The following is a 24,891-nucleotide window of genomic DNA, read 5'->3' as shown; positions in this document are numbered from 1 at the left end:
CGAGCCGCCTACCCTGGAAACCATGGCCAGATCCCATCTCACTCTAGCCGCGCTGGCCACCTCGGCCGTCGAGGGCCTCGACGTCCGCTCCGCGCGCCCCTTCACGTCCTCGACGCACGGCGACTTCGACTCCGCCCTGCTGACGACGCGCGAGAGCGCCCGCCTCGTCGTGCGCGTTCCCACGTCCGCGCTCGCGGAGCAGGAGCAGCTCGGCGACCTCGTCGCGCTCCGAGCGCTGACCGCCGGCATCCGCAGCCGCCTGCCCTTCGATCTGCAGGAGAGCGTCGGGCAGACGCCGTTCGACGGCACCCGCGCGGTCGTCTACGAGTACCTCGAGGGAGATCGCGTCCTCATCGACGACGTGGCCGCGCAGAGCGGGCTCGCGGACTCGATCGGCCGGGCCATCGGGGCGATCCACTCGCTCCCGGTGTCGTTCGTCCAGGAGGCGGGCCTGCCGATCGCGACCGCGCGCGACAGCGTGAACGAGACGGTCGCGGTGATCGAGCGCGCGGCCGACACCGGCCACGTCCCGGCGGCGCTCGTCGCGCGCTGGGAGTCGGCCTCCTCCGACGAGGCGCTCTGGCAGTTCGACCCGACCGTGGTGAACGGCTCGATGACCGCCGACTCCTTCCTCCGCTCGGGCGACGTCGTCGCGGCCGTGCTCGGCTGGGCGGCGCTGCGGGTCGGCGACCCGGCGCGCGACCTGCACTGGCTGCTGAGCGCCCCGGGCTCGGAGACGGCGCTCTCCGCCTACTCCCGGATGCGCGCGGGAGCAGTGGACCGCACGATCCGCCAGCGTGCCCAGCTCTACGCCGAGCTCGAGCTCGCCCGCTGGCTGCTGCACGGCACCGAGACCGACGACTCCGCCATCGTGGACGACGCGGTCGCCATGCTGGACACGCTGGTCGACAGCGTGCTCGGCGACCTCTCCGCGCCCCTCTCGACCGACACCGGCCCGGTGCTGGCGGTCTCGGAGGTCGAGGAGCTGCTCAACCGCACGCCGGGAGCCCGCACGGGCTCCTCCGCTCACGGCCGCGGGCTCGCTCCCGTCGCCGAGGAGAGCGACTCCGCGAGCTCGCGCTCGGAGTAGAACCGCTCGGGCCGTAGCACGAGGTCGTCGGCGACGAAGTAGAACACGGCGTCGACGCTCTCGAGCGGCACCCCCCGCCAGCGCGAGTAGGCGAGCCGGTACAGCGCGAGCTGGAACTGCTTGAGCTCGAGGTCGGCGGCGTCCTTCGGCGCTCGCCCGGTCTTCCAGTCGACGATCTGCACGCCGTCCTCCGTCGGGTACACCGCGTCGAGCTTGCAGACGACGACGTGGCCGGCGAGCTGGAGGTGGATCTCGATCTCGACCGCCTCCGGGCGCCGGTCGGCCCACTCCGAGCGCTCGAAGATGGCGATCAGGGCGTCGAGCCGCTCCTGCTCGACGCTCGCGGGGCCGGCGTCGTCGAGCTCGTCGGGGAAGGTGTCGACCGCCTCCGCCCCGCCCTGGACGCCGAAGCGGTTCTCGACCCAGGAATGGAACGTCGTGCCGAGCCGGGTCTGCCGGTAGGGGCGCTCCGGCATCGGCCGGCGCAGCTGCGCCGCGACCTCGTCCGGCGTGCTGACGATGTCCTTGAACCGGGAGGCGGGGATGCGGGTGGGCAGCGGCGTGCGCTCGCCCCCGGCCAGCCGCACCGCCCGCTCGGCGAGCAGCAGGCGGATGTCGTCGCCGCGCGCTCCGAGCAGAGCCGGCTCGGCGCTGCGGACCCGGGCGGCGGCGGCGCGGACCCGGTCGCCGCGGGAGCCGAGCGGATCGTGCGGCCAGCGGAACGTGCGCGGGGCCCGCTCGAGCGGGTTCTCCTCGTTCGCGGGCTCGGTCGGCAGCGGCGGGATCGTGCCGGCCTGCTCGAGGTCGCGGAGGAAGACGCCCGGTCCGCGCGGCTTGGCCTGGCCGGCCCACCACGAGCCGCTGAGCAGGAGGTGGTGACGCGCCCGCGTGACGGCCACGTAGGCGAGACGCCGCTCCTCCGCCTCGTTGCGCTCGCGGAGGGTGTCGCCGAACGCTCCGATCGCGTCGACGACCTCCTTCTGCGTGCTGCAGCCGCGCCAGGCGAGATCGGGGAGCTCGGCGGCGTCGCCGCGGAACGCGTAGGGCATCGCGCCCAGTCTGACCCACCCGCGGAAGCCCTCGACCGGCGTGCCGGGGAGCTCGCCGTCGACCATCCGCGGGACGGCGACGAGGTCCCACTCCAGACCCTTGGAGCCGTGGATCGTCAGCAGCTGCACCGTCCCCGGTTCCGGGTCCTCCGGTCGCGGGGCCAGGCCGTCGCGCTTGTCCGCGAGGACGAGCCAGCGGAGGAATCCGCGGAGGGAGGAGCCGGTGCCGGCGCCGCGGTCGTCCGTCTGCAGGTACCCGGCCACCGCCTCGCGGAAGGCCTCGAGGTTGGCGCGGCCGTCCCCGCGCGACTCGTTCGCCTCGACCTCGATGTCCAGGCCCAGCTCCTGCTCGACCAGGGTGACGAAGTCGAGGAGGTCGAGCCCGGCCCGGGCGCGCAGCCGGGCGAACAGGGTGCCCGCCTCGTGCAGGCGCCGCAGGCCCTCGGCGCTGAACCCGCCGAGCGCGGAGTGGTCGATCCGCCCGTCGTCGCCGGGGCGGCGCGCCGCGATGAAGTCGAGGGCCTCGACGATCGAGCCGCCCTCGCCCTCGGTGACGGACGCGCGCATCCGCTCGCGCACCTCCTCCGGGAGCAGCCGGTGCGCGTGGTCGCGCGCCGCGAGCCACGAGGCGAGGTCGCGCAGCGCCTTGAGGTCGCGGACGCCCAGACGCCAGCGGGCGCCGGCCAGGAGGCGGACGAGCTCGCTGCCGGCGGCCGGGTCCTCGACCACGGTGAGCGCGGCGACGAGGTCGGCGATCTCGGGCTGCCGCAGCAGGCCCCCGATGCCGAGGATGTGGTACCGGACGCCGTGCTTCGCCAGCGCGGCGGCGAAGCGGTCCATGTGCGCGCGCACCCGGAAGAGCACCGCGGCCGACGGCGGCTCGGCGTTCTCGCGCAGCCGCCCGGCGAACCAGGCGGCGACGTCGTCCGCCTCCTCCTCGATCGTCTCGGGGAAGGTGAGCTCGACCGGGTGCTCGGAGGCCTGAGGACCCGCGCTCAGCGTGTCGACCGCGACCGCGCTGCTCGCCGACAGCGGCTCCACGATCGCATTCGCGGCGGTCAGCACACGGCGGCCGTTGCGCCAGCTCGTGCTGAGGGAGAAGCGGCCCGCTCCCCCGAAATCGGTGCCGAAGCGGCCGAGCCCCTCGGCGCTCGCACCGCGCCAGCCGTAGATGGACTGGTGCGGGTCGCCCACGGCCATCACTCCCTGCCCGGCGAAGAGCCGCGAGAGGAGGCGGGTCTGCAGCACGGAGGTGTCCTGGTACTCGTCGAGGAGCACCACCCGGTACCTCGCGCGGTGCTCGTCCACGATCCGCGGCACACGGTCGACGATCCGCAGCGCGAGGGCCACCTGGTCCGAGAACTCGACGAAGCCGCGCTCGGCCTTCGCCTCCTGGAACCGCTCGGCGAGCGCCGTCAGCACCGGCAGCGCGCCCACGGCCTGCAGCGCCTTCTCGAGCTCGCGGTAGAGCCCCGAGCCGCTGCCTCCGCGCGGCAGCTCGCCCAGGCGGAGGAAGTCCTCGGCGAACGCGGCGACCGCGGCCGGATCGGCGAGGTTGTCGGCGAGGTCGTGCGCGAGCGAGACGACGAGGTCGGTCAGCCGGTCGATCCCCGCCTCCACCTCGAGGATGCGCGGATCGGCCGTGTCGGCCACGACTCCCCGCGCGAGATGCCAGGCGGAGGCCTCGGAGAGCACGGTCGCGTCCCCCTCGCGGCCGATCAGGGCGGCGTTGTCGCGGAAGATCGTGTTCGCGAAGGCGTTGTAGGTCGAGACGGTGGCGGCCTCGAACGGGTCGGGCGCCGACTGCCCGGGCGCGAGCGGGAGCAGGCCCGCCGCGCCGAGCTGGTCGATCCTCCGCCCGATGCGCTCGCCGAGCTCGGCCGCCGCCTTGCGGGTGAAGGTGAGGCCGAGCACCTCCGACGGCGCCGCGTGGCCGTTCGCGAGGAGCCAGAGGACGCGGTTCGCCATCGTCTCGGTCTTGCCGCTGCCGGCACCGGCGACCACCAGGGCAGGCTCGAGCGGCGCCTCGATGACGGCGCGCTGCTCGGCGGTGGGCGGGCGCAGGTCGAGGCGCTCGGCGATGGTCAGGGCGTCGATCACGGCAGCTCCTCCTCGGAGACGGCGGAGGGGCCGGGGTCGGCGGGGCCGGAAGGATCGGCCGGCGCATCGGGACCCGGCTCCTCGGAGTCCTCCAGGTCCTCTGTCTCGTCGACCTCGTCGATCGCCAGGAGTCCGTCCCCCGGGACCTCGGGCACCGCGTGGATGCGGTACCGCAGGGCGTCGCCGGGCGAGAACGGGGTCGCGTCGAGCAGGCCCGAGAAGCCCGCCGCCGCCATGCCCAGGGCCGCGGCGCGGACGCGCTCGCGCAGCCGCTCCAGCTCCTCCTCGCCGAAGCGCTCCTGGACCACCTCTCGGTACGGCTTCCCGCGCACGCCCGTCGCCACGAAGAGCAGCTTCGCGCCTCCCCCGTCGGCCGGGTCGGCCGCCTCGATCGCGCCTTCGGCGACGGCGAGCTGGTAGCTGCCCAGCTGCGCGTGCTCGGCGATGTCGTCCTTGCGGGGGGTGCTGCGGCCCGTCTTGAGATCGACGATCGTGACGGAGCCGTCGGCCGCGCGCTCGACGCGGTCGATCGAGCCCCGCACCCGGGCGGGCGGGACGTCGAGCTCGAACTGCTGCTCGCGGCCGAGCACCACGCCTCCCCCGCGCTCGAAGTCGGCGAGGTAGCCCGCGAGGCCGTCGATCAGCCGCCGTGTGACGCGCTTCTGCCGCTCCCCCAGCCAGGGCGACTCGAAGACCAGCTCGGGCCACCGCGACTCGAGAGCCGCCCACAGCTCCTGCGGATCGGGCCGCTCGGCGTTCTCGAGGACCCAGTGCACGAGGGTGCCGACCCCCATCGCCGTGCTCGTCGTGGAGCCGGAGACGGCGTCGACGAACCAGTCCAGAGGGGACCGCTCGAAGGCCTCGAGGCGGCTCGGCGAGACGGAGACGGGACGCTCGGGGTCGCCGACGTCGAAGAGCGGCTCCGTGGTCGAGGGCTCGAGCACCCCTGACCAGGAGGAGGGGTCGGCGCCCGGGACCTCCGCGAGCGCCAGGGCGCTGAGCCCTCGGATGGCGGCGGGAGCCTCGGTCGAGTCCGGTGTGGTGGCGGTCCGGCGCAGCGCCGCCACCGCCCCGCGCAGCGTGAGCGGCACTGCGGAGGCCGGATCGAGCCGCGGCGCGTCCGGCGGAGTGAGCCGGAAGAAGAGGGAGGGCGTCTCGTCCTCGCCCGCGACGGCGCTGAGCACCAGCTGCCGCCGAGCGCGCGAGGCGGCCAGTACGAACATCCGGAGCTCGTCGTCGAGAGTGGCCTTGCGGGCGTCGAGCGGCAGTCCGCCCTCGCCGCGGGCGTGCCGCAGCAGGCCGTCCGGATCGAGCAGCGAGCCGCGCTGGCGGAGGTTGGGCCAGACGCCGTCCTGCAGTCGCGCCACCACCACGACGTCGAACTCGAGGCCGACGACGGAGGAGGGCGTGCCGATCAGGACCGCGTCCTCGACGGAGCGCGGAGCGAGCGTGTCCTCGGGGACCTCCGCCTCGAGGATCTCGGTGACGAAGCCGACCGCGGAGTGCCCGGTCGCCCGCTCCACGAACCGGCGCGCGGCGCTGAAGAGGGCGACCACGCCGTCGAGGTTGCGGTTGGCCTCGGCGGCGGTCAGGCCGGTGCCGAGGGCGAGCTCGCGCCAGGAGGACGCGACGCGGCTGGACTCCCACGCCGACCACAGGAGCTCCTCGATCGAGCCCCCCTCCTCGTGCAGGCGGCGGACCCGGTCGATCGTCACGGCCAGCCGCTCGGCCTGCCGGGCGGGAGCGGAGTCGATGGTCGCGAATCGGCCGGGCGCTGCGAGGGCCTCGACCAGCAGCGGGTCGCTCGCGCGGATGCCGCCGCCGGCCAGCTCCTCCGCCCGGAGCGCGAGCCGGAGCCTGCGGAGCCCCAGCCGGTCGACCCCGCCGAACGGGCCGAGCAGCAGCTCCGCCGCGAGCTCCGCGTCGAGGGGCCGCTCGCCGATCGCGACGCCGACCAGCACGAGCAGCGCCCGGGCCGCGTGATCGTCGCGCAGCGCCCGTCCGGCGAGCACGGAGCGGGTCGGCACCTCCGCCACCGCGAGCGCCTTCACCAGCGGCTGGACCGCGGCTCCGGAGCGGACGACGACCGCCATCCGCCGCCACGCCACTCCGTCGCGCAGCCGCCGCTCGCGCAGCAGCCGCGCCACCGTCGCCGCCTCGCGCGCCGCCGTCGGGGCGTGCAGCACCAGGACGGGTGCCGGGCCCGCGTCGGGGGCCGGAGCCGCGACCGCCGCCCGCTGCCGGCCGGCCGCCGCGGTGCCGATCCGCTCGGTGGCCGCCGACACGACCGCCCGCAGCGCGGCCGAGTGGCGGTGCACCCGAGCGAGCACCAGCGTCTCGACGTCGGACGCGCCGATGCTCGCGGCGAACCGGCCGAGCGTGTCGGAGGCCGCGCCGCGGTAGGCGCTGGTCGCCACGTCCGGGTCGCCCAGCGCGATCACGGTCACCCCGCGCTCCGTCAGCGCCCGCAGCAGCACGAGCGTCGACTCGCTCGCCTCCTGGAGGTCGTCGACGACGACGAGGCGCAGCGCGTCGATCCGCTCGCCGCCCTCGCCGGCGCGGATCGCCTCGGCGGCGTAGGCCGCGAACTCCGCCGCGTCCAGACGGGTGCCCGCCTGGGGCGCCATCCACTCGACCACCTCGCGCAGCTCGTCGAGCACGTCGGCCGCCGCGCTCCACTCCCCTCGCTCGGCGTCGACCCCGAGGGCGCGGATCGCGTCCGAGTCGAGCCCGTGCTCGGTCGCCCGCATCCCGAACTCGCGGAGCTCGGTCCGGAAGGTCCGCAGCCGCAGCACCTCGGGGCTGAACTCCTCCGGCCACCGCGGGCCGGTCCCCTCCTCGAGGTGGCCCTCGAGGAGCTCCGAGAGGAGGGCGTCCTGCTCGCCGCCGGTCAGGAGGGTCGGCCGCTCGAGGCCGCGCTCCTTGGCGGAGGAGGTGACCGCCTCGAACGCGAGCGAGGTCGCGGTCCGGGCGAGCGGGCCCCGGGTCGGCACTCCCAGCCGCAGGGCGAGCACGTCGCGCAGGGCGGTGGCGGCGGTGCGGCTGGCCGCGAGCACCACGACCGACTCGGGCGGGTACCCCCGCTCGAGGACGCGCTCGGCGACCAGCTCGACGACCGTCGTGGTCTTGCCCGTCCCCGGCGCCCCGAGCACGGCGGCGCTGCGGCCCTCGGGCAGCGCGAGCACCGCGCGCTGGGAGTCGTCCAGCACGACCGCGGGCTCGCCCGGGAGCGCCTCGCCGACGGAGGCTGCGGTGGAGGGAGCGGGGGTCGCGGGAGCGGTCACACGACCACGGTAGCCACCGGGTCCGACACTCCCGCCCGTCCCCGCCGGGAGCCCCGGCCGCCCGCTCCGCTCACCGCGAAACCGGCGCGGTCGTCCGAGCGCGGTCCCGTATCCTGACACCCTCGTCCCCTCCCGAAAGGCACTGCTGGTGGAAATCCGTATTGGAATGGTCAACACCCCGCGCGAGCTCAACTTCGAGTCGTCGATGTCCGTGACCGAGGTCGAGAAGACGGTGACCACCGCTCTCGAGGCCGGCACCGCCGTCCTCCGCCTCCGCGACGAGAAGGGCAAGATCTACATCGTCCCGACCGCCACCATCGCCTTCGTCGAGGTCGGCTCCGAGGAGTCGCGCCGCGTCGGCTTCGTCGCCTAGAGCGTTCCGGGCGGACACGTCGTGGAGCTCCTCTTCATCACCCTGTTCGGGGTCCTGATCGGTCTCGCCGCGCGCTACGGGCTGCCGCACCGGCACCTGCACGGCTCCGTGCTGGTCCCGGCGATCGGCGGCCTCGTCGCCGCAGTCGTCTGGGTCGCACTGACCTGGGCGGGCCTGCCGTGGGACGGCGGCCTGATCTGGGTCCTGTCCCTCGTCGCGACCGCCGTGGTCGTCGTCCCGGTCGGCCTCTCGCTCGGGCGCAGCCGCGCCCGCCGCGACGAGGCCTCCCTGCAGGCGATGCTCTCGGGACGCGTCGCCCCCTGATCCGAGCCGGAGGCGCGGGAGTCCTCGGACTTCCGCGCCTCCGTCGTTCCGGATTCCGGCGCAGTGCGACGCCGGGAACCGTCAGGCCGTGAGCCCCAGCGCGTCCATCCGGCGCGTGTGCGAGGCGATGAGCTCGGTGAACACCGGCTCGATCCGCGACTCGTCGGAGTCGTGGTTGCCCGAGCCCATCAGTGCGGAGCGCGCCACGAGGAGGGTGTCGCCCACCAGGCGGCGGCCCCAGACGGCCAGGCGCGAGCCCAGGCGCTCGTCCGCGGCGATCTCGCGGCGGAGGATCGCGATCACGCCGTCGACGCCCGTGTCCGCGCCGAGCGTCTGCGCGATGCGCGGCCCCACGTCGGTGGGCAGCCCGCCGGTGAGGCGGATGAAGAAGTCGTCGAGCAGGCCCGCCGTGATGTACGCCGAGAGCAGCGTCTCGTGGAGGTCCGCGCCGCGGGTGAGCCGCTCGAAGGTGTCGATCGCGGGGCGGAACGGCGCCATGGCCTCGCCGGGCTCCACGTCGCGGCGGCGCAGCTCGGCGACGACGGCGTGGTGCTTCGCGAGAGCCGTGCCGGCGGCGGAGGAGATGGCCTCCTTGTCCGCGAGGTCGTCGGTCTCGGCGACGGCGCGCGCCAGCACCTCGAACACCGCGAGCTGGAGGTAGGCGACCTGGCCGAGGTAGGGCAGCACCTCGGGGGTGAGGTCGGCGAGGTCGACGCGGTCGCGCTTCTGGCTCGACTCCCCGCGCGGCGTCAGGCGGGGCACCTCGAGCAGGGGACGTCGACGTCGGAACCAGGCAGCCATTTCCTCAGCATAGGGCGCCGGAGGGGCGGGGTTCCGGGGCCGGCGGGGCCGGGAGCAGTAGACTCGCCGGGATGTCACCGGCGCTGGATCGGTGACCCTGCGCCCGGAGTCGTACAGGGGCGTAGACCGTTCGACACGACAGGCGCTTCACTCCGTGACTTTCTCCGATCTGAACATCGACGACGACATCGTCGCCGCACTCGCCGCCAAGGGCATCCTCGAGCCGTTCCCCATCCAGGAGCAGACGATCCCCCTGGCCCTGCAGAAGCAGGACATCATCGGCCAGGCCAAGACCGGCACCGGCAAGACCTTCGGCTTCGGCCTCCCCCTCATCCAGGCCCTCGGCACCGACCCGGAGCCGGGCGTCAAGGCGCTCATCGTCGTCCCGACCCGCGAGCTCGCCGTGCAGGTCACCGAGGACATCGAGCTGGCCGCCTCCAACCGGCCGACCAAGATCGTCTCGATCTACGGCGGCAAGGCCTACGAGGGCCAGATCGAGCAGCTGAAGGCCGGCGCGCAGATCGTCGTCGGCACGCCCGGCCGCCTCCTCGACCTCGCCGGGCAGCGCCTGCTCTCGCTCGCCAACGTGCAGGTGATGGTCCTCGACGAGGCCGACAAGATGCTCGACCTGGGCTTCCTCTCGGACATCGAGAAGCTGTTCGCGCAGACGCCGCCCACCCGCCACACCATGCTCTTCTCGGCGACGATGCCGGGCGCGATCGTCGCGCTCGCGCGCCGCTTCATGAACAAGCCCATCCACATCCGCGCGACCGACCCCGACGAGGGCATCACGCAGGCGAACATCAAGCACATCGTCTACCGGGCGCACTCGCTCGACAAGGACGAGGTCATCGCGCGCATCCTGCAGTCCGAGGGCCGCGGCAAGACCGTCATCTTCACCCGCACGAAGCGCGCCGCCGCCCGCATCGTCGAGGAGCTCAACGACCGCGGCTTCAACGCGGCGGCCGTGCACGGAGACCTCAACCAGGAGCAGCGCGAGCGCGCGATGGCGGCGTTCAAGGCCGGCAAGAAGGACATCCTGATCGCCACCGACGTCGCCGCGCGCGGCATCGACGTGAACGACGTCACCCACGTGATCAACCACACGATCCCGGACGACGACCAGACCTACCTGCACCGCGTCGGCCGCACCGGGCGCGCGGGCAAGACCGGCATCGCGGTGACCTTCGTCGACTGGGAGGACCTGCACAAGTGGGCCCTCATCAACCGGGCGCTGGAGTTCGGCCAGCCCGACCCGGTCGAGACCTACTCGTCGTCGCCGCACCTCTACACCGACCTCGACATCCCCGCGGGGACCAAGGGACGGCTGAAGCCGACCCCGATCCCCGCCGAGGCGAAGGCCGACGCGCGCCCGGACCGGGGCGAGCGCTCCGACCGCGGCGAGCGCTCCGAGCGGGGCGACCGGCCGCCGCGTCGCCGCACCCGCTCCGACTCCGCCGACTCGACCGCTCCGCAGCAGACCGGCCCCGCTCCCTCGAGCGAGAGCAAGGAGCACCACGACGGCAACAGCGAGCCGCGCCGCCGCACCCGGTCGCGCCGCCGCTCGCCGCGCCCCGACGCGCAGGCCTGAGCCTCCGCGCCCCGAGCCCGTCCCCCCGCGATCCGTCGCGGGAGGGCGGGCTCCCGGCGTCTCAGCGGCTCTCCCGCGACTCAGCGGGCGGAGGAGCGGATCGCGTCGACGGTCGCGCGCGCGGTCGTGTTCTCGCCCAGGCGGTTGGGCTTGCCCGTGCCGTGGTAGTCGCTCGAGCCCGTGGTGACGAGCGAGTACTGCTCGGCGAGCTCGCGCAGGCGGCGCTTGCCGTCGGCCGTGTTCTCGCGGTGCTCGACCTCGAGGCCGAACAGGCCGGCGTCGACGAGCTGCGGGAGGATCGACTCGACCGCGATCCCGCGGGCGCTCGCGGCCGGGTGCGCGATGACCGGGACCCCGCCCGCCGCGCGGACCAGGCGCACGGCGTCGACCGGGTCGGGCGCGTAGTGCGGGCGGTAGTAGCCGCCGCGCCAGTCGAGGATCCCCGCGAAGGCCGCGGAGCGGTCGGTGGCCAGGCCGCGGGCGACGAGCGCGTCGGCGATGTGCGGACGCCCGATGGTCGTGCCCGGGCTGGTCTGGGCGAGGACGTCGTCCCAGGTGAGGTCGTAGTCGGCCGCGATCGCGGTGACGATCGCCTCCGCGCGGTGCGTGCGGGCCGAGCGGATGCGCGCGGTCTCGGCCACGAGCCCCGGATCCGCCGGATCGACGAGGTACGCGAGGACGTGGACGCTGGCCCAGCCGACGCGGGAGGAGAGCTCCATGCCGGGCAGCAGGTCGATGCCCGCCTCCTCGGCCGCGGCGAGCGCCTCGGCCCAGCCGCCGGTCGTGTCGTGGTCGGTGAGCGCCACTCCGGCGAGCCCGGCCGCGGCCGCGGCCCGCACCAGGACGGCCGGAGCCTCGGTGCCGTCGGAGACGACGGAGTGGGTGTGGAGGTCGTAACGGCCCCCGTCGACATGCATGCGCTCATCGTAGACGCGCCGCCTGCGAGCCCTCCGATGCCCTAGTAGCCTGGGCGGCGATGGGGACGAGACTGGTGAAGACCGCGGTGGCGGTGATCGTGGCGATCGCTCTACTGGTGGTCGCGGCGCCCGGCTTCTTCGGGATCGCCCGGGAGGCCCCCTTCGCCCAGCTGGTGCCGTTCCGGCTCGCGACGGGCGCGGCGGCCGTCGGGCTCGCCGCTGTCCTGGTCGTGATCGCGGTCCTCGTCGCTCCGGTCAGGCGCCTCGCGCTGGCACTCGCGGCGCTCGGCGTCGTCTTCGCGCTCGTGCTCGCGGGAGTGCAGGGAGCGCGGGGCTACGACTCCGCCGCTCCGCGCGCCCACCGCCTCGCCGACGTGCGCCTCGCGACCTGGAACGTGCTGCACGACGGCGTGCCCGTCGACACGATCGCCTCGCTCGCCCGGGAGAGCGCGGTCGACGGCATCGCCCTCCTCGAGGTCTCGCAGACGCACGCGCAGGACGTCGTGAACGCGCTCAGCGCCCAGGGGATGTCGATGACCCTCCACTACGCCGGGTCGGGCGCCGACGACGGGGCGGCCCTGCTGCTCTCCCCCTCGCTCGGCGGCTACAGCGTCGACACCGCCGCGGTCGTCACCGGATCGACACCGTCCCTCGTCGCACGCCCCGACACTCCCGAGCGCCCCGTCCTCGCCGCGGTGCACACCATGGCGCCGATCCCCTCGCGCCTCGCGGAGTGGCGGAGCGATCTGCTCTCGGTCTCCGCGCTCTGCTCCGCGGAGGAGGACGTCGTGGTCCTCGGCGATCTGAACTCCACGGTCGACCACTGGACCGGGCTGCCGGGCTCGGCCGCGCTGGGCGGCTGCCGCGACGCGGGGACCGTCGCGGGCGGCGCCGCCCTGGGCACCTGGCCGTCCTCGGTCCCGCCCGCGCTCGGCGCCCCGATCGACCACGTCCTCTTCTCGGGACGCTGGGAGGTCTCGGGCTACCAGGTCGTCGACGACCGCGACGACGCCGGGAGCGACCACCGGCCGCTGGTCGTCCAGCTCTCGGTCCGCGGGATGGTGAAGGACGCGTCCTGACGTTCCTCCCCGGCGCCGACTCCCCGTCCTCCTCCCCCGCTCGGCCCGTGGCGGCCCCCGCGGCCGTGCGGAGGAGGACAATGGGAGTCATGACGAACACGGAGGAGCGGACCGCCGCTCAGACGCCCGACCCCGCCGCCGCCCCGCGCCCCCGCGCCACCGCGAACCGCTCGACGACCCCCGCCTCCGACCGCTTCCGCGACTTCATCGCGTCCGGCTGGGCCGAGCGGGAGGAGCCGCTGCCTGCTCCGCGCGAGCAGGCGTCCTTCGCCGCCTCCCGCCGCGAGCGCCTCTCCGCGCTGCACACCGGCGTGCGCATCGTCGTCCCGGCGGGCCGCCTCAAGCAGCGCGCGAACGACACCGACTACCCGTTCCGTGCGCACTCGGCCTTCACCTGGCTCACCGGCTGGGGCTCCGACTCCGAGCCCGGCGCGGTCCTCGTCCTCGAGCCCGCCGGGTCCGGCCACAGCGCGACGCTCTACTTCCGCGAGCGCGCGGGCCGCGACTCCGACGAGTTCTACGCCAACCCCGAGATCGGCGAGTTCTGGATCGGGCCGCGTCCGTCGCTCGCGCAGGTCGCGAGCGATCTCGGCCTCGCCACCCGCGGGATCGCCGAGCTCGACGCGGTCCTCGACGCGCACGACGGCGTCCCCCTCGCCGTGCTGCGCGAGGCCGACCCGGCGGTGACCGGCCGTCTCGACGCGGTCGAGGCCGACGAGCGGGCGGACCGCGACGCGGCGCTCGAGCGCGACATCGCCGAGCTCCGCCTGGTCAAGGACGCCTACGAGATCGCCGAGCTGCGCGCCGCCGTCGACGCGACGGGCCGCGGCTTCGAGGACGTCCTGTCCGACCTGCCGCGCATCATCGCCCACGAGAAGGGCGAGCGCCTGATCGAGGGCGTCTTCAACGGACGCGCGCGCGCCGACGGCAACGCGGTCGGCTACGACACCATCGCCGCGGCGGGCCCCCACGCCTGCATCCTGCACTGGACGCGCAACGACGGGCCGGTGCGCCCCGGCCAGCTGGTGCTGCTGGACGCCGGCGTCGAGCAGGACAGCTACTACACCGCCGACATCACGCGCACCTTCCCGGTGGACGGCCGCTACACGGACGCCCAGCGCCAGGTTCACGAGACGGTGCGGGAGGCGGCCGACGCCGCGTTCGCGATCGTCCGACCCGGCATCCGCTTCCGCGAGGTTCACGCCGCGGCGATGGCCGTCATCGCGCGGCGCACCGCCGAGTGGGGCCTGCTGCCGGTCAGCGCCGAGGAGGCGCTCGAGGCCGACAACCAGCAGCACCGCCGCTACATGGTCCACGGCACCAGCCACCACCTCGGGCTCGACGTGCACGACTGCGCCCGGGCACGGCGCGAGATGTACCTCGACGGACTGGTCGAGGAGGGCATGGTCTTCACGATCGAGCCCGGCCTCTACTTCCAGCCCGACGACCTCACGGTCCCGGAGGAGCTGCGCGGCATCGGCGTCCGGATCGAGGACGACGTGCTCGTCACCGCCGACGGCGCCGAGAACCTCTCGGCCGGCATCCCGCGCTCGGCCGACGACATCGAGGCGTGGATGGCCCGACTGGCCCGCTGAGCACGGTCGCCCGCGGGGAGCCCCGGCCGCTCAGGCGGCGAGGGGCAGCGCGAACTCCCCGCGGGCGGCGGCGAGCGCCAGCCCGTCGAGCAGCGTCGCCAGCTGACCGGCGGGAGCGTCCGGGTCCTCGGGGTGCCACTGCACGCCCACGAGGGGGGCCGCGACGTGCTCGACGGCCTCGATCACGCCGTCCTCCGCCCGGGCGACGACCCGCAGCCCCGGAGCGAGCAGGTCGACCGCCTGGTGGTGCGCGCTCTGCACCGCGAGCGCCTCGGACCCGAAGAGCCCGCCGAGCACGGAGCCCGCCGCGAGCCCGACCTCGTGCCGGTGCATGCGCTGGTGAGCGGGGGCCGCCGCGTTGACGTGCTCCGCCTCCGGACCCAGGTCCTGCACCAGCGTGCCGCCGAGCGCGACGTTGACGATCTGCAGGCCGCGGCAGATGCCCAGCAGCGGGGTCCGGCGGGCCAGTGCCCGGTGCACCAGCGCGATCTGGGCGGCATCCGCGCGCTCCGCGTGGGGGCCCTCGGCCGGGTAGCCGCGGTCGGCGCCGTACTGCTCGGGAGCGATGTCCTCGCCGCCCGCGAGGACGAGGGCGTCCGCCCCCGCCGTGCGCGCCAGCAGCTCCTCCGTGCCCAGCTCCTCGGCGGCGAAGCGCTCCGCCCGCCAGCCGCGCTCGTGCGCGAGGGCGAGGATGCGGCCGTTCAGGATCTGCACGTAGGCGTGGTACTCCTCGCGGCCCGGTCGCACGCGGGCGACCTCGACGATGGCGAGCGAGCGGGTCATGACTCCATCCTGGGCACGCCGCCGCCGCCGGTCGAACCGCCGTGTCACGCGGTGTCACACTCCGGCCGTACGATCACGGAGTGACCTCGCCGAGCCCGTCCCTCCCGGAGCGCGTGCAGCAGGCGCGCTCCGAGGTCTCCGTCCTCGCCGGGACCACTCCCGAGCGCCGGGTCCGACCGCTGCGCGAGGCCGTCGAGCACGTCGCCGCCGGCGGCTCCCCCGATCCCGGCGCCCTGCTCGACGCGGTCGACTCGCTGGTCGGACTCGTGACCCGCGCCGAGGTGCAGCTGAGCGGCGTCGAGCGCTCCGTGCGGGACGACCTGGAGCGGGCCGCCACCCTCTCCGACCTGCGCACCTCGGCGCAGCTCGCGTCCGCCGCCGACGTGGCCGTCGCGTGCGCCGCGGCACGGTCGCTCCTCCTCGACGCCGACGACGCCCGGTCGGCCGGCGCCCGCCACGATCCGGCCGCGCTGCTGGTCCTGCTGCTCGACGCCGACTCCGCTCTGGACGCCGTCGTCTCCGGGTACCGCGAGCCGCGGGCCCAGGCCGAGCGCCAGCTCCTCCTGTTCGAGGCGGCGCGCACCGCGGCCCGGCTCGGCGCCGAGTCGGTGCTGCTCCTGGCCGCCGTGCACGGCGAGCGCATCACCGCGGCACCCCGGATCCTCGCGGAGGAGACGCTCGGGCAGCTGGACACCGCGGTGCGCCGTGCGGCAGGCGATCCGGCCGGCGCTCTGGACGAGGCCCGCGCCGCCGCCGACCGCGCCCGCTCCGCACTCGACGAGGCCCTGGTCGACCTCGACGGCGCACCCCCGTCGCTCCGCCCCGCGGCCGTCCCCGGTGGCCTGCCCGCGGCCTGAGGACGCAGGCACCCGGCAGCGGCGCGCGTGCCATAGTGAGGGACATGGCCTCCTTCCTCGTCGTCCCCCAGTGGCAGGGCTCGGCGTCGACGCGCGCGATGCGCCTCGTCGACGGAGCCGAGGCGATCCGGGGCGATCTGCCCTCCTCCGCCACCACGACCCTCGACATCCCCGCTGAGGCGGGCGACGCTCAGGACACCGGCATCCGCCGCTACGCCTCGGTCGCCACCGTCGCCGAGCGGGTGCGCGAGGCCCTCTCGGGCCGCACCGATCCCGTGATCACGATCGGCGGCGACTGCGGCGTCGAGTTCGCGGCGATCGGGCACGCCGTGCGCTCGGCACCGGGCCCGGTCGCGCTGGTCTGGCTCGACGCCCACCCGGACGCGCACACTCCCGAGTCCTCCCCCAGCGGCGCCTTCTGCGGCATGGTCCTCTCGGCCGCGCTGGGCCGCGGCGTCGGCCTCCTGAGCGCGGGCGCCGAGGAGCGGGTGGCCGACGAGCGCGTCGTCCTCGCCGGTGTCCGCTCCGCCGACGACGGCGAGCTCGAGCCGCTGGTCGAGCGGGGGGCCGCGGTGCTGACCGCGGACGCCCTCGACCCGGAGTCGCTCGTCGCGGCGGTCGAGGCGACCGGTGCCGCCTCCGTCTACGTGCACCTCGATCTGGACGTGCTCGACCCCGCCGATCTCGCCGGGCTGTTCGACCCGGTGCCCTTCGGCGTTCCCGCCTCGCGCCTCGTCGCGAGCCTCGACGCCCTCCGGTCCCGCTTCCCGCTCGCGGGCGCCGGCGTCACCTCGTTCGCCCCGTCGTCGCCGACCGCGGCCGAGGACGACCTGCCCACGATCCTCCGCCTCCTCGGCGCTCTGTCCCGCGGGGCCTGAGAGAGCCCTGCAATCGGCGCGCAAGCCCGAGCGCGTGTCGGCGGCACCCGGCAAGATGGTCGGACGCCACCGAGCGGAGGAACAGATGAGCGACGAGAGACCGCGCGTGCGCACCGAGCGGCGCGGGACCGTGCTCGCGATCGTGCTGGACCGGCCCGAGAAGCGCAACGCCGCCGATCTGCGGCTGCTCGCGGAGCTGGCGTCCGCGTACGGCGAGCTCGACCGCGACCCGGAGCTGCGCGCCGGCGTCGTCCTCGCCGAGGGCGGGCACTTCACGGCCGGGCTCGACCTCGCCGACATCGGGCCCCGCCTGGGCTCCGACGGCCTCGACTTCGTGCCCGAGGGCGGTCTCGACCCCTGGGGCCTGCGCACCCGCCCCGTGAGCAAGCCGGTGGTCATCGGCCTCCAGGGCACCTGCCTCACGCTCGGCATCGAGCTCGCGCTCGCGAGCGACGTCGTCCTCGCCGAGCGGTCCACCCGCTTCGGCCAGATCGAGGTCGCCCGCGGCATCCTGCCCTTCGGCGGAGCGACGCTGCGCTTCCCCCGCGCCGTCGGCTGGGGCGACGCGATGCGCTGGATCCTCACCGGCGACCTCTTCGACGCCGAGGAGGCCCACCGCATCGGCCTCGTGCAGCAGGTCGTCCCCGACGGGACGGTCGCCGAGGCGGCCTGGGCTCTGGCCGCCCGGATCGCCGCGCAGGCGCCGCTCGCCGTGCAGGCCGCCCTGGCCAGTGCCCGGCTCGCGGTCGCCGCGTCCGACGCCGAGGCCGCGGCCGCGCTCCCCGGGGCGCTCGCGCGTCTCGCGGCGTCCGAGGACGCGCGCATCGGCACCGAGGCCTTCCTCCAGCGCACGACGGCGGAGTTCACCGGACGATGAGCGACGAGAGCACCACCGTCACGGCGCCCGGCGGCTCCTCCCTCGAGGCGCAGCAGGAGCGGGCCGCGCAGCAGCTCGAGATCCGGCTCCGCTACGGCGACCAGGTGTGGGAGCTGCGCGAGGTCGACCACTTCGCCGTCTTCTCCCGCCGCAGCACCGCACGGCGCGCCGGGCGCGTCCTCGTGGCCTCCGGCTTCCAGATCGCGATCTCGCGGCTGAGGCTGAGGCAGGTCCTCGTCGCGAGCCACCACGCCGCGGTCGACGCGGAGTCGACCACCGCGTTCCTCCGCCAGGTGATCGAGGCGGTCGAGAGCCACGGCGGCCGCTACGACGGCTGGCGGGCCGAGATCGTGCCGGCGCATTGAGCGCCGGGCACCCACCGACGACGGGGCTCGACGCCTCCGAGACCCCCAGGGAGACAGCATGAGCAGCACGACGGACGAGTTCGACGTCATCGTCATCGGAGCAGGGCCGGTGGGCGAGAACCTCGCCGACCGAGCGGTCCAGGGCGGCCTCACCGCCGCCGTCGTCGAGAGCGAGCTCGTCGGGGGCGAGTGCTCCTACTGGGCGTGCATGCCCTCGAAGGCGCTGCTGCGGCCGCCGATGGCCCTCCGCGCCGCCCGTGATCTCCCCGGCGCGGCGCAGGCGGTGAGCGGAGGAGTCGACGTGCCCGCGCTCCTGGCCCGCCGCGACTCCTTCACCAGCCACTTCGACGACCACGGCCAGGTGCAGTGGCTCGAGGGCGCCGGCATCGAGCTCGTCCGCGGGCACGGCCGCCTGAGCGGCGAGCGCGAGGTGACCGTGACCGGACCCGACGGCGAGGTGCGCGTGCTCCGCGCCCGCTCCGCCGTCGCCGTCGCGACCGGCACCACCGCCGTCGTCCCCGACATCCCGGGCCTGCGCGCGGCATCCCCCTGGACGAGCCGCGAGGCCACCTCGGCCGAGGAGGTGCCGCCGCGCCTCGTCGTCATCGGCGGCGGAGTCGTCGCGACCGAGATGGCGACCGCCTACGCCGGCATGGGCTCCTCCATCACGCTCGTCGCCCGCAGCGGACTCCTCGCGCCGTTCGAGCCTTTCGCCGGCGAGCTCGTCGGCTCGGCGCTCCAGGAGCTCGGCGTCGACCTGCGCCTCGGCGACTCGCCCGTCTCGGTCGAGCGCCGGCCCGACGGCACCGTGGCCGTGACGCTCGAGGGCGGCGACGTCATCGAGGCCGACCAGGTGCTCGCCGCGACCGGCCGCGCCCCGCACACCCGCGACGTCGGCCTCGAGACGGTGGGCCTCGAGCCCGGCTCCTCGCTGACGGTCGACGACACGATGCTCGTGCTGGGCGGCGACGGTGCTCCCCTCGGCGGCGGGCGTCCGTGGCTCTACGGGGTCGGCGACGTGAACCACCGCGCACTGCTCACGCACCAGGGCAAGTACCAGGCCCGTGCGGCCGGCGACGTGATCGTCGCGCGCGCCACCGGTGCCGAGGTCCACGACGCCCCCTGGGGAGCGCACGTCGCGACCGCGGACCACGAGGCCGTGCCGCAGGTCGTCTTCACCGACCCCGAGGTCGCGTCGGTCGGCCTGACCGCCGCGGCCGCCGAGAAGGCCGGATACCGCACCCGCGTCGTCGACTACCAGATCGGCTCGGTCGCCGGCGCCGCCCTCGCCGCCGACGGCTACACGGGCACCGCGCGGATGGTCGTGGACGAGGACCGGAAGGTCGTCCTCGGCGTCACCTTCGTCGGCAAGGAGGTCGGCGAGCTGATCCACTCCGCGACGATCGCCGTCGTCGGCGAGGTACCGCTCTCGCGCCTCTGGCACGCGGTCCCCTCCTATCCGACGATCAGCGAGGTCTGGCTGCGGCTGCTCGAGACCTACGGACGCGACAGCGCGTGAGCGCGCTCCGTCGAGCCGTCGCGACGGTGGCCCTGGATCCGGCGATCACCCGGCCCGGCTACCTCTTCGCGTGCGCGGTCGGACTCGCCTGGGGCGCGCTGTGGAGCACGGGCCCGATCCGGCGCAGCCACGGCCTCGTCGTCTTCACCGGTCTGCCCTCCTGGGCGTTCGGCCGCGGAGGGTCCTGCGTCGGCACGAGCTACCTCACGGGCACCAACGTCTCCGACAGCGTCCTCGAGCACGAGGCCGTGCACAAGGAGCAGTGGCGGCTCTACGGGATGTGGTTCCCGTTCGCGTACACGGTGGCGGGTCGCGATCCGCTGCGCAATCGATTCGAGATCGAAGCCGGTCTCGAGAAGGGCGGATATCTCCGTGGTCACTGACATGACGGGGCGCGTCGTCGTCCTCACCGGAGCCAGTTCCGGCATCGGCCGGGTCGCGGCGGGAGCGCTGGCGTCCGCCGGTGCCCGCGTGGCCGTGGTCGGGCGGAACTCCGAGCGCACCCGCGCGGTCGCCGCCGACGTGGGGGGCGACGCGTTCCTGGCCGATTTCGACCGGCTCGACGACGTCCGCGCCCTGGCCGACGGCCTCCTCGAGCGCTACGAGCGGATCGACGTGCTGGCGAACAACGCGGGCGGGCTCGTCTCCCACCGCGCCGAGACGGTCGACGGCCACGAGCGGACGATCCAGAGCAACCACCTCGCGCCGTTCCTGCTCACGCGGCTCCTGCTCCCGCGGATGATCGAGACCTCGAGGGAGCGGGCCGGCGTCCGCGTCGTCTCCACGGCGAGCCTCGCGAACCGCTTCGGTCGCCTGAGGCTCGACGACCTCGACAACCGCCGCGGTCCGTGGCTCGGCGGCTGGCGGGCGTACGGCACGTCGAAGCTGGTGACGATCCTCTTCATCCGCGAGCTGGCGGAGCGCCTGCTGACGACGTCGGTCGACGCGTACTCGTTCCACCCGGGCGTCGTCTCGACGAGCTTCGGTGCCGACAGCACGATGATGAAGCTGATGACGAGCCTCTCGGTCGGCTCCTTCGGGATCTCCGCCGAGGCGGGTGCGGTGCCGCTGATCACCCTCGCCTCCGAGCCCGACGTCGGTGCCGCCAGCGGCACCTACTTCGACCAGCTGACACCGCACGGCTCCCTGAACCCCCAGGCCCGAGACCGCGCTCTCGCCCACGACCTCTGGACCCTCTCCAGCCGCCTCGTGGGCGTCTCGCCCACCCTGTAGCCCGCTGCCGCTCCCCGCCGACGCCGACTCGACGCGGGGGCGGCGCGGAGCACCCGACCCGCTCGCCGGGAGGATCTCGACACACCCTCTCCGAGGGCTGCCCGATCAGCAGGTCTGTGCGCGGTCGCCCGACTCGGTCTGTGCCCGCGAGCTGCTCGATCAGCCGCGAAATCGGTCGGGCGTGGATCTCGAAACTCCCTCTCCGAGGGCTATCCGATGAGCATGTCCGGGCGCGGTCGCCCGACTCGCCAGGCACCCGAGAACCGCTCGATCACGCGCGAAGTCCGTCGGCAGTGACTCTCGAGACGCCCTCTGCGAGGTCCACTAGATCAGCATCGTCCTCCGCGGTCGCACCCCTGGCGCGCCGTCCTCCGCGGCCGCGCCCCCGGCGCGCCGTCCCCAGCGCCCGCGCCCCCGGCGCGCCGTCCCCCGCGGTCGCGCCCCCGGCGCGCCGCACCCCTACGAGCAGCGCCCGGAGCGTCGCAGGGCGACGTTCTGCAAGGCGGAGGAGGAAGCGATACCGGCGGTATCGCGCCCGACGACAACGCCGCAGAACGTCGCCCTGCGGCGCTCCGGGTCAGTTAGACTCTTGGCGGCCGAGGCGCCAGTACCCCATGAACGCCACGCGCTTCCGGTCGAGTCCGAGCTCGGTGACGAGGCAGCGGCGGATCAGCTTCACGGCGCCGGCTTCTCCGGCGATCCAGGCGTAGAGGCCGGGGTCGGTGCTCTCGTCGGGGACCTCCCAGAGCATCTCGTGGTCGACGTCGATGTCGCTGACGTCGACGCCGCGGTGGTGGGCGGTGAGGAAGCGGGTGGCCCAGGCGCGGACCGCGTCGCCGAGGGCCGCTCCGGGGGCTGCCGCGTCGGCGCGGACGATCCAGGTGACGTGGACGCCGGCGGGGTGGTGGAGCGGGAGGCGGTCGTGGGCGGTGGGGACCTCGAGGAACGCGGCTCCGGTGGCGTCGTCGTCGAGGCTCTCGAGGATCGCGGCGATGGCGGGGACGGCCGTCTCGTCGCCGGCGAGGAGGAGGGAGGTGGCGGCGCCGGGGTGGAACTCGACTCCGCCGCCGGGGAGGTGGGAGCGCGTGTCGGGCGCGATGATGACGATCTGGTCGCCGGCGCGGGCGCTCTCGACCCAGGCGGAGGCCGGTCCGGTGTCGCCGTGGGCGGCGAAGTCGATGTCGACCTCGGCGTCCTCGGGGCGGACGGCGCGGATGGTGTAGGTGCGGAGCGGGTTCCGGAGCTCGTCGGGGAGCTGTCGCCAGCGGCCGTACCAGTCGGGGTCGAGTCCGTCGGGTCCGTCGGGGTCCGAGACGGAGGCGAGGAAGGCGGGGGCGTCGGAGGCTGCGGTGGGGACGACGAGCTTGATGCGCTGGTCGGGGCCGGTGCAGCCGACGTGGTCGAGGCCGGTGCCGGTGAGGGTCACGCGGATGAAGTGCGGGGCGATCCGGGTCGCTGCGGCGACGGTCGCGAGGTACGGCCGGTAGGCCGGTCGGGCGGGGGCGGCGGTCGTCGGAGGCATCGCCTCAGTCTCGCACAGAAGGTAAGCCTTGCCTAACACTCAACCGGGACGCCCGGCGGACGGTCAGCGCGCGGCGTGCTCGGCGGAGGTGCGCAGGCGCGCCTCGACGTCGGCGGCGAGCTCGGCGACGACGGGGCCGGCCCCGCCGATCCAGGCGCAGAAGTCGTGGCGGTCGTCGGCCCACGGGTAGTCGCCGTCGACGACCGACATCTCGCCGACCCAGGCCCGGACCGCGCGGTCGAGCGCGACTCCGCGGGAGCAGCGCTCACCGGTGCCGGGGGCGCCCGAGCGCTCGGAGCGGCCGAGCCAGGTGACGCAGACCCGTCCGGGGGCGGCGAGCGGCGGCAGCCCGCGCGCGTCGTCGACCTCGACGAAGACCTGGCCGCGGGCGTTCGCGGGGAGAGTGTCGAGGATGCTCTGGATCCACGGCACGACGGTCTCGTCGCCCGCGATCAGGAACTGCTTCACGTCGACCGGCGCGGAGCCGTCGCGGTCCTCGAACATGCACATCGTGTTCGAGTATAGGCAAGGCTTACCTCAGTGACCAGAGCCGGACCCTGACCATCCGCCGTGCTGCCGCGCCGGGACCCGTCACCACTGCGGCCTCCCCCCGTCACCACTGCGGCGGGTGCCGCCTCTGCCAGCGCGCCCGCCGCTCGAGCTGTGCGCCGATCGCCAGCAGCGTCGCCTCGCCGCCGGGTCGCCCGATCAGCTGGACTCCCATCGGCAGGCCCTCCTCCGTGGTGCTCAGCGGAAGGGTGATCGCGGGGAGGCCGCTCACGTTCACGAAGGACGTGTACGGCGTGTAGAGGCACTGCTGCTCGAAATTGCGCTCGGGATCCTCGAGGTCGTACCAGCCGACGGGGCGCGGCGTCATCGCCAGCGACGGCGTCAGGACCGCGTCGACGCCGGAGAACGCCGCGATCACCGCGCGCTCGTAGCCCGAGAGCCAGGACGCCGCCTCGACGATCTCGCGCGCGGAGCGCCGGCGTCCCTCCTCCACCAGCCAGCGGGTCAGCGGCTCCAGCAGATCGAGGTCCGCGCCCTCGACGGGCAGGGTCGCCGCGCCGCTCTGCCACAGCGTCCGGAACGCGGCGGGGTACGCGGCGCTCGGGGGCAGCGACGCCTCCTCGAGCCCGTGGCCGAGGGCGGCCAGCGCGGCGATCCCCTCGTCCAGCGCGGCGCGCGCCTCCGGCGCGAGAGCGATCTCGTACTCCTCGTCCCAGGGCGAGTCCGTGAGCACGCCGATCTGGAAGCGCCCCTCTCCGCGCACCGCGGCGCCGAGGAACGAGCCGTCGCCGTCGCCGGGCGCGCCGAGCGACCAGCGCTGCGGGAGGCGGCCGTTCGTCCGCTCCAGCATGCCCTCGAGCAGGAGGCCCGCGTCGGCGACCGAGCGGGTGATCGGCCCGGCGACCGTCAGGCCGCCGACCCCGCCGATGCCGGAGAGCGCGGCGACGCGTCCGCGGGAGGGCTTCAGTCCCACCAGGCCGCAGGCCGCGGCGGGGATGCGGATGGACCCGCCGCCGTCCGAGGCGGGGGCGAACGGCAGCAGTCCCGCGGCGACGGCGACCGCCGCTCCTCCGCTGGATCCGCCGGCCCCGAGGCGGGTGTCCCAGGGCGTGACGGCGGGCGGGCCGATGCGCGTCTCGGTGTAGGAGGGCATCCCGAACTCGGGCGCCGCGGTCTTGCCGAGGCTGACCGCTCCCGCCGCATCGAGCACCTCGACGATCTCGTCGGAGGCGGTGGGCACGTGGTGCTCGCGCAGCCGGGATCCGAATGCGGTCCGCACGCCCGCGCGCCGCCAGAGGTCCTTGTCGCCGCTCGGCAGGCCCCAGAGCGGAGCGGTTCCGGGCCCGGTGCCGAGCGCTGATGCCCGCTCCCGCGCCCGATCGGCGGTCACCGTGGCGAAGGCGCCCAGCTCCCCGTTCCACCGCTCGATCCGGGCGAGGTAGTGATCGGCGAGCTCGAGAGGCGTGACCTCTCCGCGCTGCAGCCAGTCCCACTGCTCCTGGGCGCTGAGGTGGTGGAGTTCGAACATGGAACGACCCTATTCCGCCGCTCCGGGGAGCCGGCGGAACAGGGTCGTGGGGGTCAGGCCGCGCGGCGGCCGCTCTCGCTCGCCTCGTCGATGCCCCTCCGGGCGCCGTCGGGCACCACGGTGTCGCGATCGATGCGGGCGCCGGTCGCGATCACGGCCGAGCGTCCGATGCGGGAGTAGCTCCCGATCCGCGCCCCCGGTCCGATGATCGCCTCGGGCCCGACGTGCACGTTCGCGCCGATGAAGGCGCTGTGCCCGATCATGGCGTCGCGGTCGACCCAGCTGCCCGCGCCGATCCAGGCGCGCTCGCCCACGGTCGCGCCGGGCTCCACGTAGGCGCCGGTCTCCACGTACGCGGTCGCCGAGACGCGCGATCCGGGAGCGACCATGCCGCGCCCGTTCGCGTGGCGGCGGTAGACGATCTCGTCGTCACTGCCGCGCGCCCCTCGACCCTTGTTCATCCCTGTTCCTGCCATCTGCCTCTGGCTCCTCCGAGCTGTCCGGTGGGCGGGGCGCCGAGCCCCGTCCCGTCATCGGTAGACAACAGCGGCGAGCGCCCGCGCATTCCCCGTTCGGGGGGCGCTGGCGCTCGCCGCTGTTGTCTACCGATGACGGG

The 24,891-nt window shown here is 74.8% G+C and carries 22 protein-coding genes; 13 read left to right on the top strand and 9 right to left on the bottom strand.

Going from position 1 to position 24,891, the window contains the following annotated elements; all coding sequences use genetic code 11:
• Positions 1–22 precede the first annotated feature (22 nt).
• Positions 23–1,090, top strand: coding sequence for a phosphotransferase (locus C5D66_RS04455; RefSeq protein WP_104326795.1), 1,068 nt, complete (start codon positions 23–25; stop codon positions 1,088–1,090).
• Here C5D66_RS04455 and C5D66_RS04450 read toward each other — a convergent pair.
• Together C5D66_RS04450 and C5D66_RS04445 are read right to left on the bottom strand one after the other, a co-directional pair.
• Entirely contained in the window at positions 1,027–4,239 is a 3,213-nt protein-coding gene (locus tag C5D66_RS04450) for an ATP-dependent DNA helicase (protein WP_104256194.1), read from the bottom strand. The genes C5D66_RS04455 and C5D66_RS04450 overlap by 64 nt on opposite strands.
• Positions 4,236–7,523 carry an ATP-dependent DNA helicase gene (locus C5D66_RS04445; protein WP_104256195.1) on the bottom strand — a complete coding sequence of 1,096 codons (3,288 nt, stop codon included), beginning with the start codon at positions 7,521–7,523 and terminating at the stop codon, positions 4,236–4,238. The genes C5D66_RS04450 and C5D66_RS04445 overlap by 4 nt, the downstream gene beginning before the upstream one ends.
• Before the next feature lie 148 nt (positions 7,524–7,671).
• Here C5D66_RS04445 and C5D66_RS04440 point away from each other — a divergent pair, with 148 nt between their 5' ends.
• Positions 7,672–7,896 carry a DUF3107 domain-containing protein gene (locus C5D66_RS04440; protein ID WP_104224841.1) on the top strand — a complete coding sequence of 75 codons (225 nt, stop codon included), beginning with the start codon at positions 7,672–7,674 and terminating at the stop codon, positions 7,894–7,896.
• Positions 7,897–7,917: 21 nt separating this feature from the next.
• The gene (locus C5D66_RS04435; RefSeq protein WP_104226942.1) at positions 7,918–8,220 is read left to right on the top strand and encodes a hypothetical protein; all 303 of its coding nucleotides are present in this window, start codon (positions 7,918–7,920) and stop codon (positions 8,218–8,220) included.
• An 81-nt stretch (positions 8,221–8,301) separates the two neighbouring features.
• Here C5D66_RS04435 and C5D66_RS04430 read toward each other — a convergent pair whose 3' ends face one another.
• Complete coding sequence (locus tag C5D66_RS04430; RefSeq protein WP_104247820.1) at positions 8,302–9,021, bottom strand: ferritin-like fold-containing protein; 720 nt, start codon at positions 9,019–9,021, stop codon at positions 8,302–8,304.
• A gap of 154 nt (positions 9,022–9,175) precedes the next feature.
• Here C5D66_RS04430 and C5D66_RS04425 point away from each other — a divergent pair, with 154 nt between their 5' ends.
• Positions 9,176–10,612: a DEAD/DEAH box helicase gene (locus C5D66_RS04425; protein WP_104224844.1), complete on the top strand. Its 1,437-nt coding sequence runs from the start codon at positions 9,176–9,178 to the stop codon at positions 10,610–10,612.
• Between the two features lie 80 nt (positions 10,613–10,692).
• Here C5D66_RS04425 and C5D66_RS04420 read toward each other — a convergent pair whose 3' ends face one another.
• The gene (locus tag C5D66_RS04420; RefSeq protein ID WP_104224845.1) at positions 10,693–11,529 is read right to left on the bottom strand and encodes a PHP domain-containing protein; all 837 of its coding nucleotides are present in this window, start codon (positions 11,527–11,529) and stop codon (positions 10,693–10,695) included.
• 59 nt (positions 11,530–11,588) lie between these two features.
• Between C5D66_RS04420 and C5D66_RS04415 the strand changes: the two genes are divergently transcribed.
• Both C5D66_RS04415 and C5D66_RS04410 read left to right on the top strand, forming a co-directional pair.
• Entirely contained in the window at positions 11,589–12,608 is a 1,020-nt protein-coding gene (locus C5D66_RS04415; protein ID WP_104256196.1) for an endonuclease/exonuclease/phosphatase family protein, read from the top strand.
• Positions 12,609–12,697: 89 nt separating this feature from the next.
• The gene (locus tag C5D66_RS04410; RefSeq protein WP_258063451.1) at positions 12,698–14,203 is read left to right on the top strand and encodes an aminopeptidase P family protein; all 1,506 of its coding nucleotides are present in this window, start codon (positions 12,698–12,700) and stop codon (positions 14,201–14,203) included.
• A 30-nt stretch (positions 14,204–14,233) separates the two neighbouring features.
• Here C5D66_RS04410 and C5D66_RS04405 read toward each other — a convergent pair whose 3' ends face one another.
• Positions 14,234–14,986 carry a gamma-glutamyl-gamma-aminobutyrate hydrolase family protein gene (locus C5D66_RS04405; RefSeq protein WP_104225036.1) on the bottom strand — a complete coding sequence of 251 codons (753 nt, stop codon included), beginning with the start codon at positions 14,984–14,986 and terminating at the stop codon, positions 14,234–14,236.
• Between the two features lie 80 nt (positions 14,987–15,066).
• On the opposite strand from C5D66_RS04405, the gene C5D66_RS04400 reads away from it, so the two are divergent.
• From C5D66_RS04400 to C5D66_RS04370, 7 genes are all read left to right on the top strand, one after another.
• Positions 15,067–15,843 (top strand): hypothetical protein, encoded by a 777-nt coding sequence (locus C5D66_RS04400; protein ID WP_104239623.1) that lies wholly within the window; start codon positions 15,067–15,069, stop codon positions 15,841–15,843.
• Between the two features lie 44 nt (positions 15,844–15,887).
• Entirely contained in the window at positions 15,888–16,721 is an 834-nt protein-coding gene (locus C5D66_RS04395) for an arginase family protein (RefSeq protein ID WP_104256198.1), read from the top strand.
• An 85-nt stretch (positions 16,722–16,806) separates the two neighbouring features.
• Entirely contained in the window at positions 16,807–17,598 is a 792-nt protein-coding gene (locus C5D66_RS04390) for a crotonase/enoyl-CoA hydratase family protein (RefSeq protein WP_104256199.1), read from the top strand.
• Complete coding sequence (locus C5D66_RS04385) at positions 17,595–17,963, top strand: ribonuclease E inhibitor RraB (RefSeq protein WP_104256200.1); 369 nt, start codon at positions 17,595–17,597, stop codon at positions 17,961–17,963. Before C5D66_RS04390 ends, C5D66_RS04385 begins: the two co-directional genes overlap by 4 nt.
• Positions 17,964–18,021: 58 nt before the next feature.
• Complete coding sequence (locus tag C5D66_RS04380) at positions 18,022–19,482, top strand: NAD(P)/FAD-dependent oxidoreductase (RefSeq protein WP_104274425.1); 1,461 nt, start codon at positions 18,022–18,024, stop codon at positions 19,480–19,482.
• Complete coding sequence (locus C5D66_RS04375) at positions 19,479–19,865, top strand: Fe-S oxidoreductase (protein ID WP_104227423.1); 387 nt, start codon at positions 19,479–19,481, stop codon at positions 19,863–19,865. The genes C5D66_RS04380 and C5D66_RS04375 overlap by 4 nt, the downstream gene beginning before the upstream one ends.
• Positions 19,855–20,715, top strand: a complete 861-nt coding sequence (locus C5D66_RS04370) for an SDR family NAD(P)-dependent oxidoreductase (RefSeq protein WP_258061598.1) — start codon at positions 19,855–19,857, stop codon at positions 20,713–20,715. The genes C5D66_RS04375 and C5D66_RS04370 overlap by 11 nt, the downstream gene beginning before the upstream one ends.
• A 577-nt stretch (positions 20,716–21,292) precedes the next feature.
• On the opposite strand, the gene C5D66_RS04365 is transcribed toward C5D66_RS04370, so the two are convergent.
• The 4 genes from C5D66_RS04365 to C5D66_RS04350 form a co-directional block, all read right to left on the bottom strand.
• Complete coding sequence (locus C5D66_RS04365; protein ID WP_104273841.1) at positions 21,293–22,237, bottom strand: siderophore-interacting protein; 945 nt, start codon at positions 22,235–22,237, stop codon at positions 21,293–21,295.
• A gap of 63 nt (positions 22,238–22,300) precedes the next feature.
• Positions 22,301–22,747, bottom strand: coding sequence for an SIP domain-containing protein (locus C5D66_RS04360; protein ID WP_104225027.1), 447 nt, complete (start codon positions 22,745–22,747; stop codon positions 22,301–22,303).
• Between the two features lie 103 nt (positions 22,748–22,850).
• On the bottom strand, positions 22,851–24,275 hold the full coding sequence (locus C5D66_RS04355) for an amidase (protein WP_104274427.1): 1,425 nt from the start codon (positions 24,273–24,275) through the stop codon (positions 22,851–22,853).
• Positions 24,276–24,328: 53 nt separating this feature from the next.
• Positions 24,329–24,736, bottom strand: a complete 408-nt coding sequence (locus tag C5D66_RS04350; RefSeq protein WP_104317518.1) for a transferase — start codon at positions 24,734–24,736, stop codon at positions 24,329–24,331.
• Between the last annotated feature and the right edge of the window lie 155 nt (positions 24,737–24,891).

Source organism: Rathayibacter sp. AY1B4, from assembly GCF_002932815.1.
In the GTDB taxonomy this organism is placed as follows: domain Bacteria; phylum Actinomycetota; class Actinomycetes; order Actinomycetales; family Microbacteriaceae; genus Rathayibacter.
Note: the sequence above shows the minus strand (reverse complement) of the source record. Positions and strands in the feature narration are given on the sequence as shown.

Bases quoted from the DNA above. Each gene is read 5' to 3' on its own strand.
- C5D66_RS04455 (WP_104326795.1), top strand. From the start codon at position 23: ATGGCCAGATCCCATCTCACTCTAGCCGCGCTGGCCACCTCGGCCGTC.
- C5D66_RS04430 (WP_104247820.1), bottom strand. From the start codon at position 9,021: ATGGCTGCCTGGTTCCGACGTCGACGTCCCCTGCTCGAGGTGCCCCGC.
- C5D66_RS04420 (WP_104224845.1), bottom strand. From the start codon at position 11,529: ATGCATGTCGACGGGGGCCGTTACGACCTCCACACCCACTCCGTCGTC.
- C5D66_RS04415 (WP_104256196.1), top strand. From the start codon at position 11,589: ATGGGGACGAGACTGGTGAAGACCGCGGTGGCGGTGATCGTGGCGATC.
- C5D66_RS04410 (WP_258063451.1), top strand. From the start codon at position 12,698: ATGACGAACACGGAGGAGCGGACCGCCGCTCAGACGCCCGACCCCGCC.
- C5D66_RS04405 (WP_104225036.1), bottom strand. From the start codon at position 14,986: ATGACCCGCTCGCTCGCCATCGTCGAGGTCGCCCGCGTGCGACCGGGC.
- C5D66_RS04395 (WP_104256198.1), top strand. From the start codon at position 15,888: ATGGCCTCCTTCCTCGTCGTCCCCCAGTGGCAGGGCTCGGCGTCGACG.
- C5D66_RS04390 (WP_104256199.1), top strand. From the start codon at position 16,807: ATGAGCGACGAGAGACCGCGCGTGCGCACCGAGCGGCGCGGGACCGTG.
- C5D66_RS04385 (WP_104256200.1), top strand. From the start codon at position 17,595: ATGAGCGACGAGAGCACCACCGTCACGGCGCCCGGCGGCTCCTCCCTC.
- C5D66_RS04380 (WP_104274425.1), top strand. From the start codon at position 18,022: ATGAGCAGCACGACGGACGAGTTCGACGTCATCGTCATCGGAGCAGGG.
- C5D66_RS04365 (WP_104273841.1), bottom strand. From the start codon at position 22,237: ATGCCTCCGACGACCGCCGCCCCCGCCCGACCGGCCTACCGGCCGTAC.
- C5D66_RS04360 (WP_104225027.1), bottom strand. From the start codon at position 22,747: ATGTGCATGTTCGAGGACCGCGACGGCTCCGCGCCGGTCGACGTGAAG.
- C5D66_RS04355 (WP_104274427.1), bottom strand. From the start codon at position 24,275: ATGTTCGAACTCCACCACCTCAGCGCCCAGGAGCAGTGGGACTGGCTG.
- C5D66_RS04350 (WP_104317518.1), bottom strand. From the start codon at position 24,736: ATGAACAAGGGTCGAGGGGCGCGCGGCAGTGACGACGAGATCGTCTAC.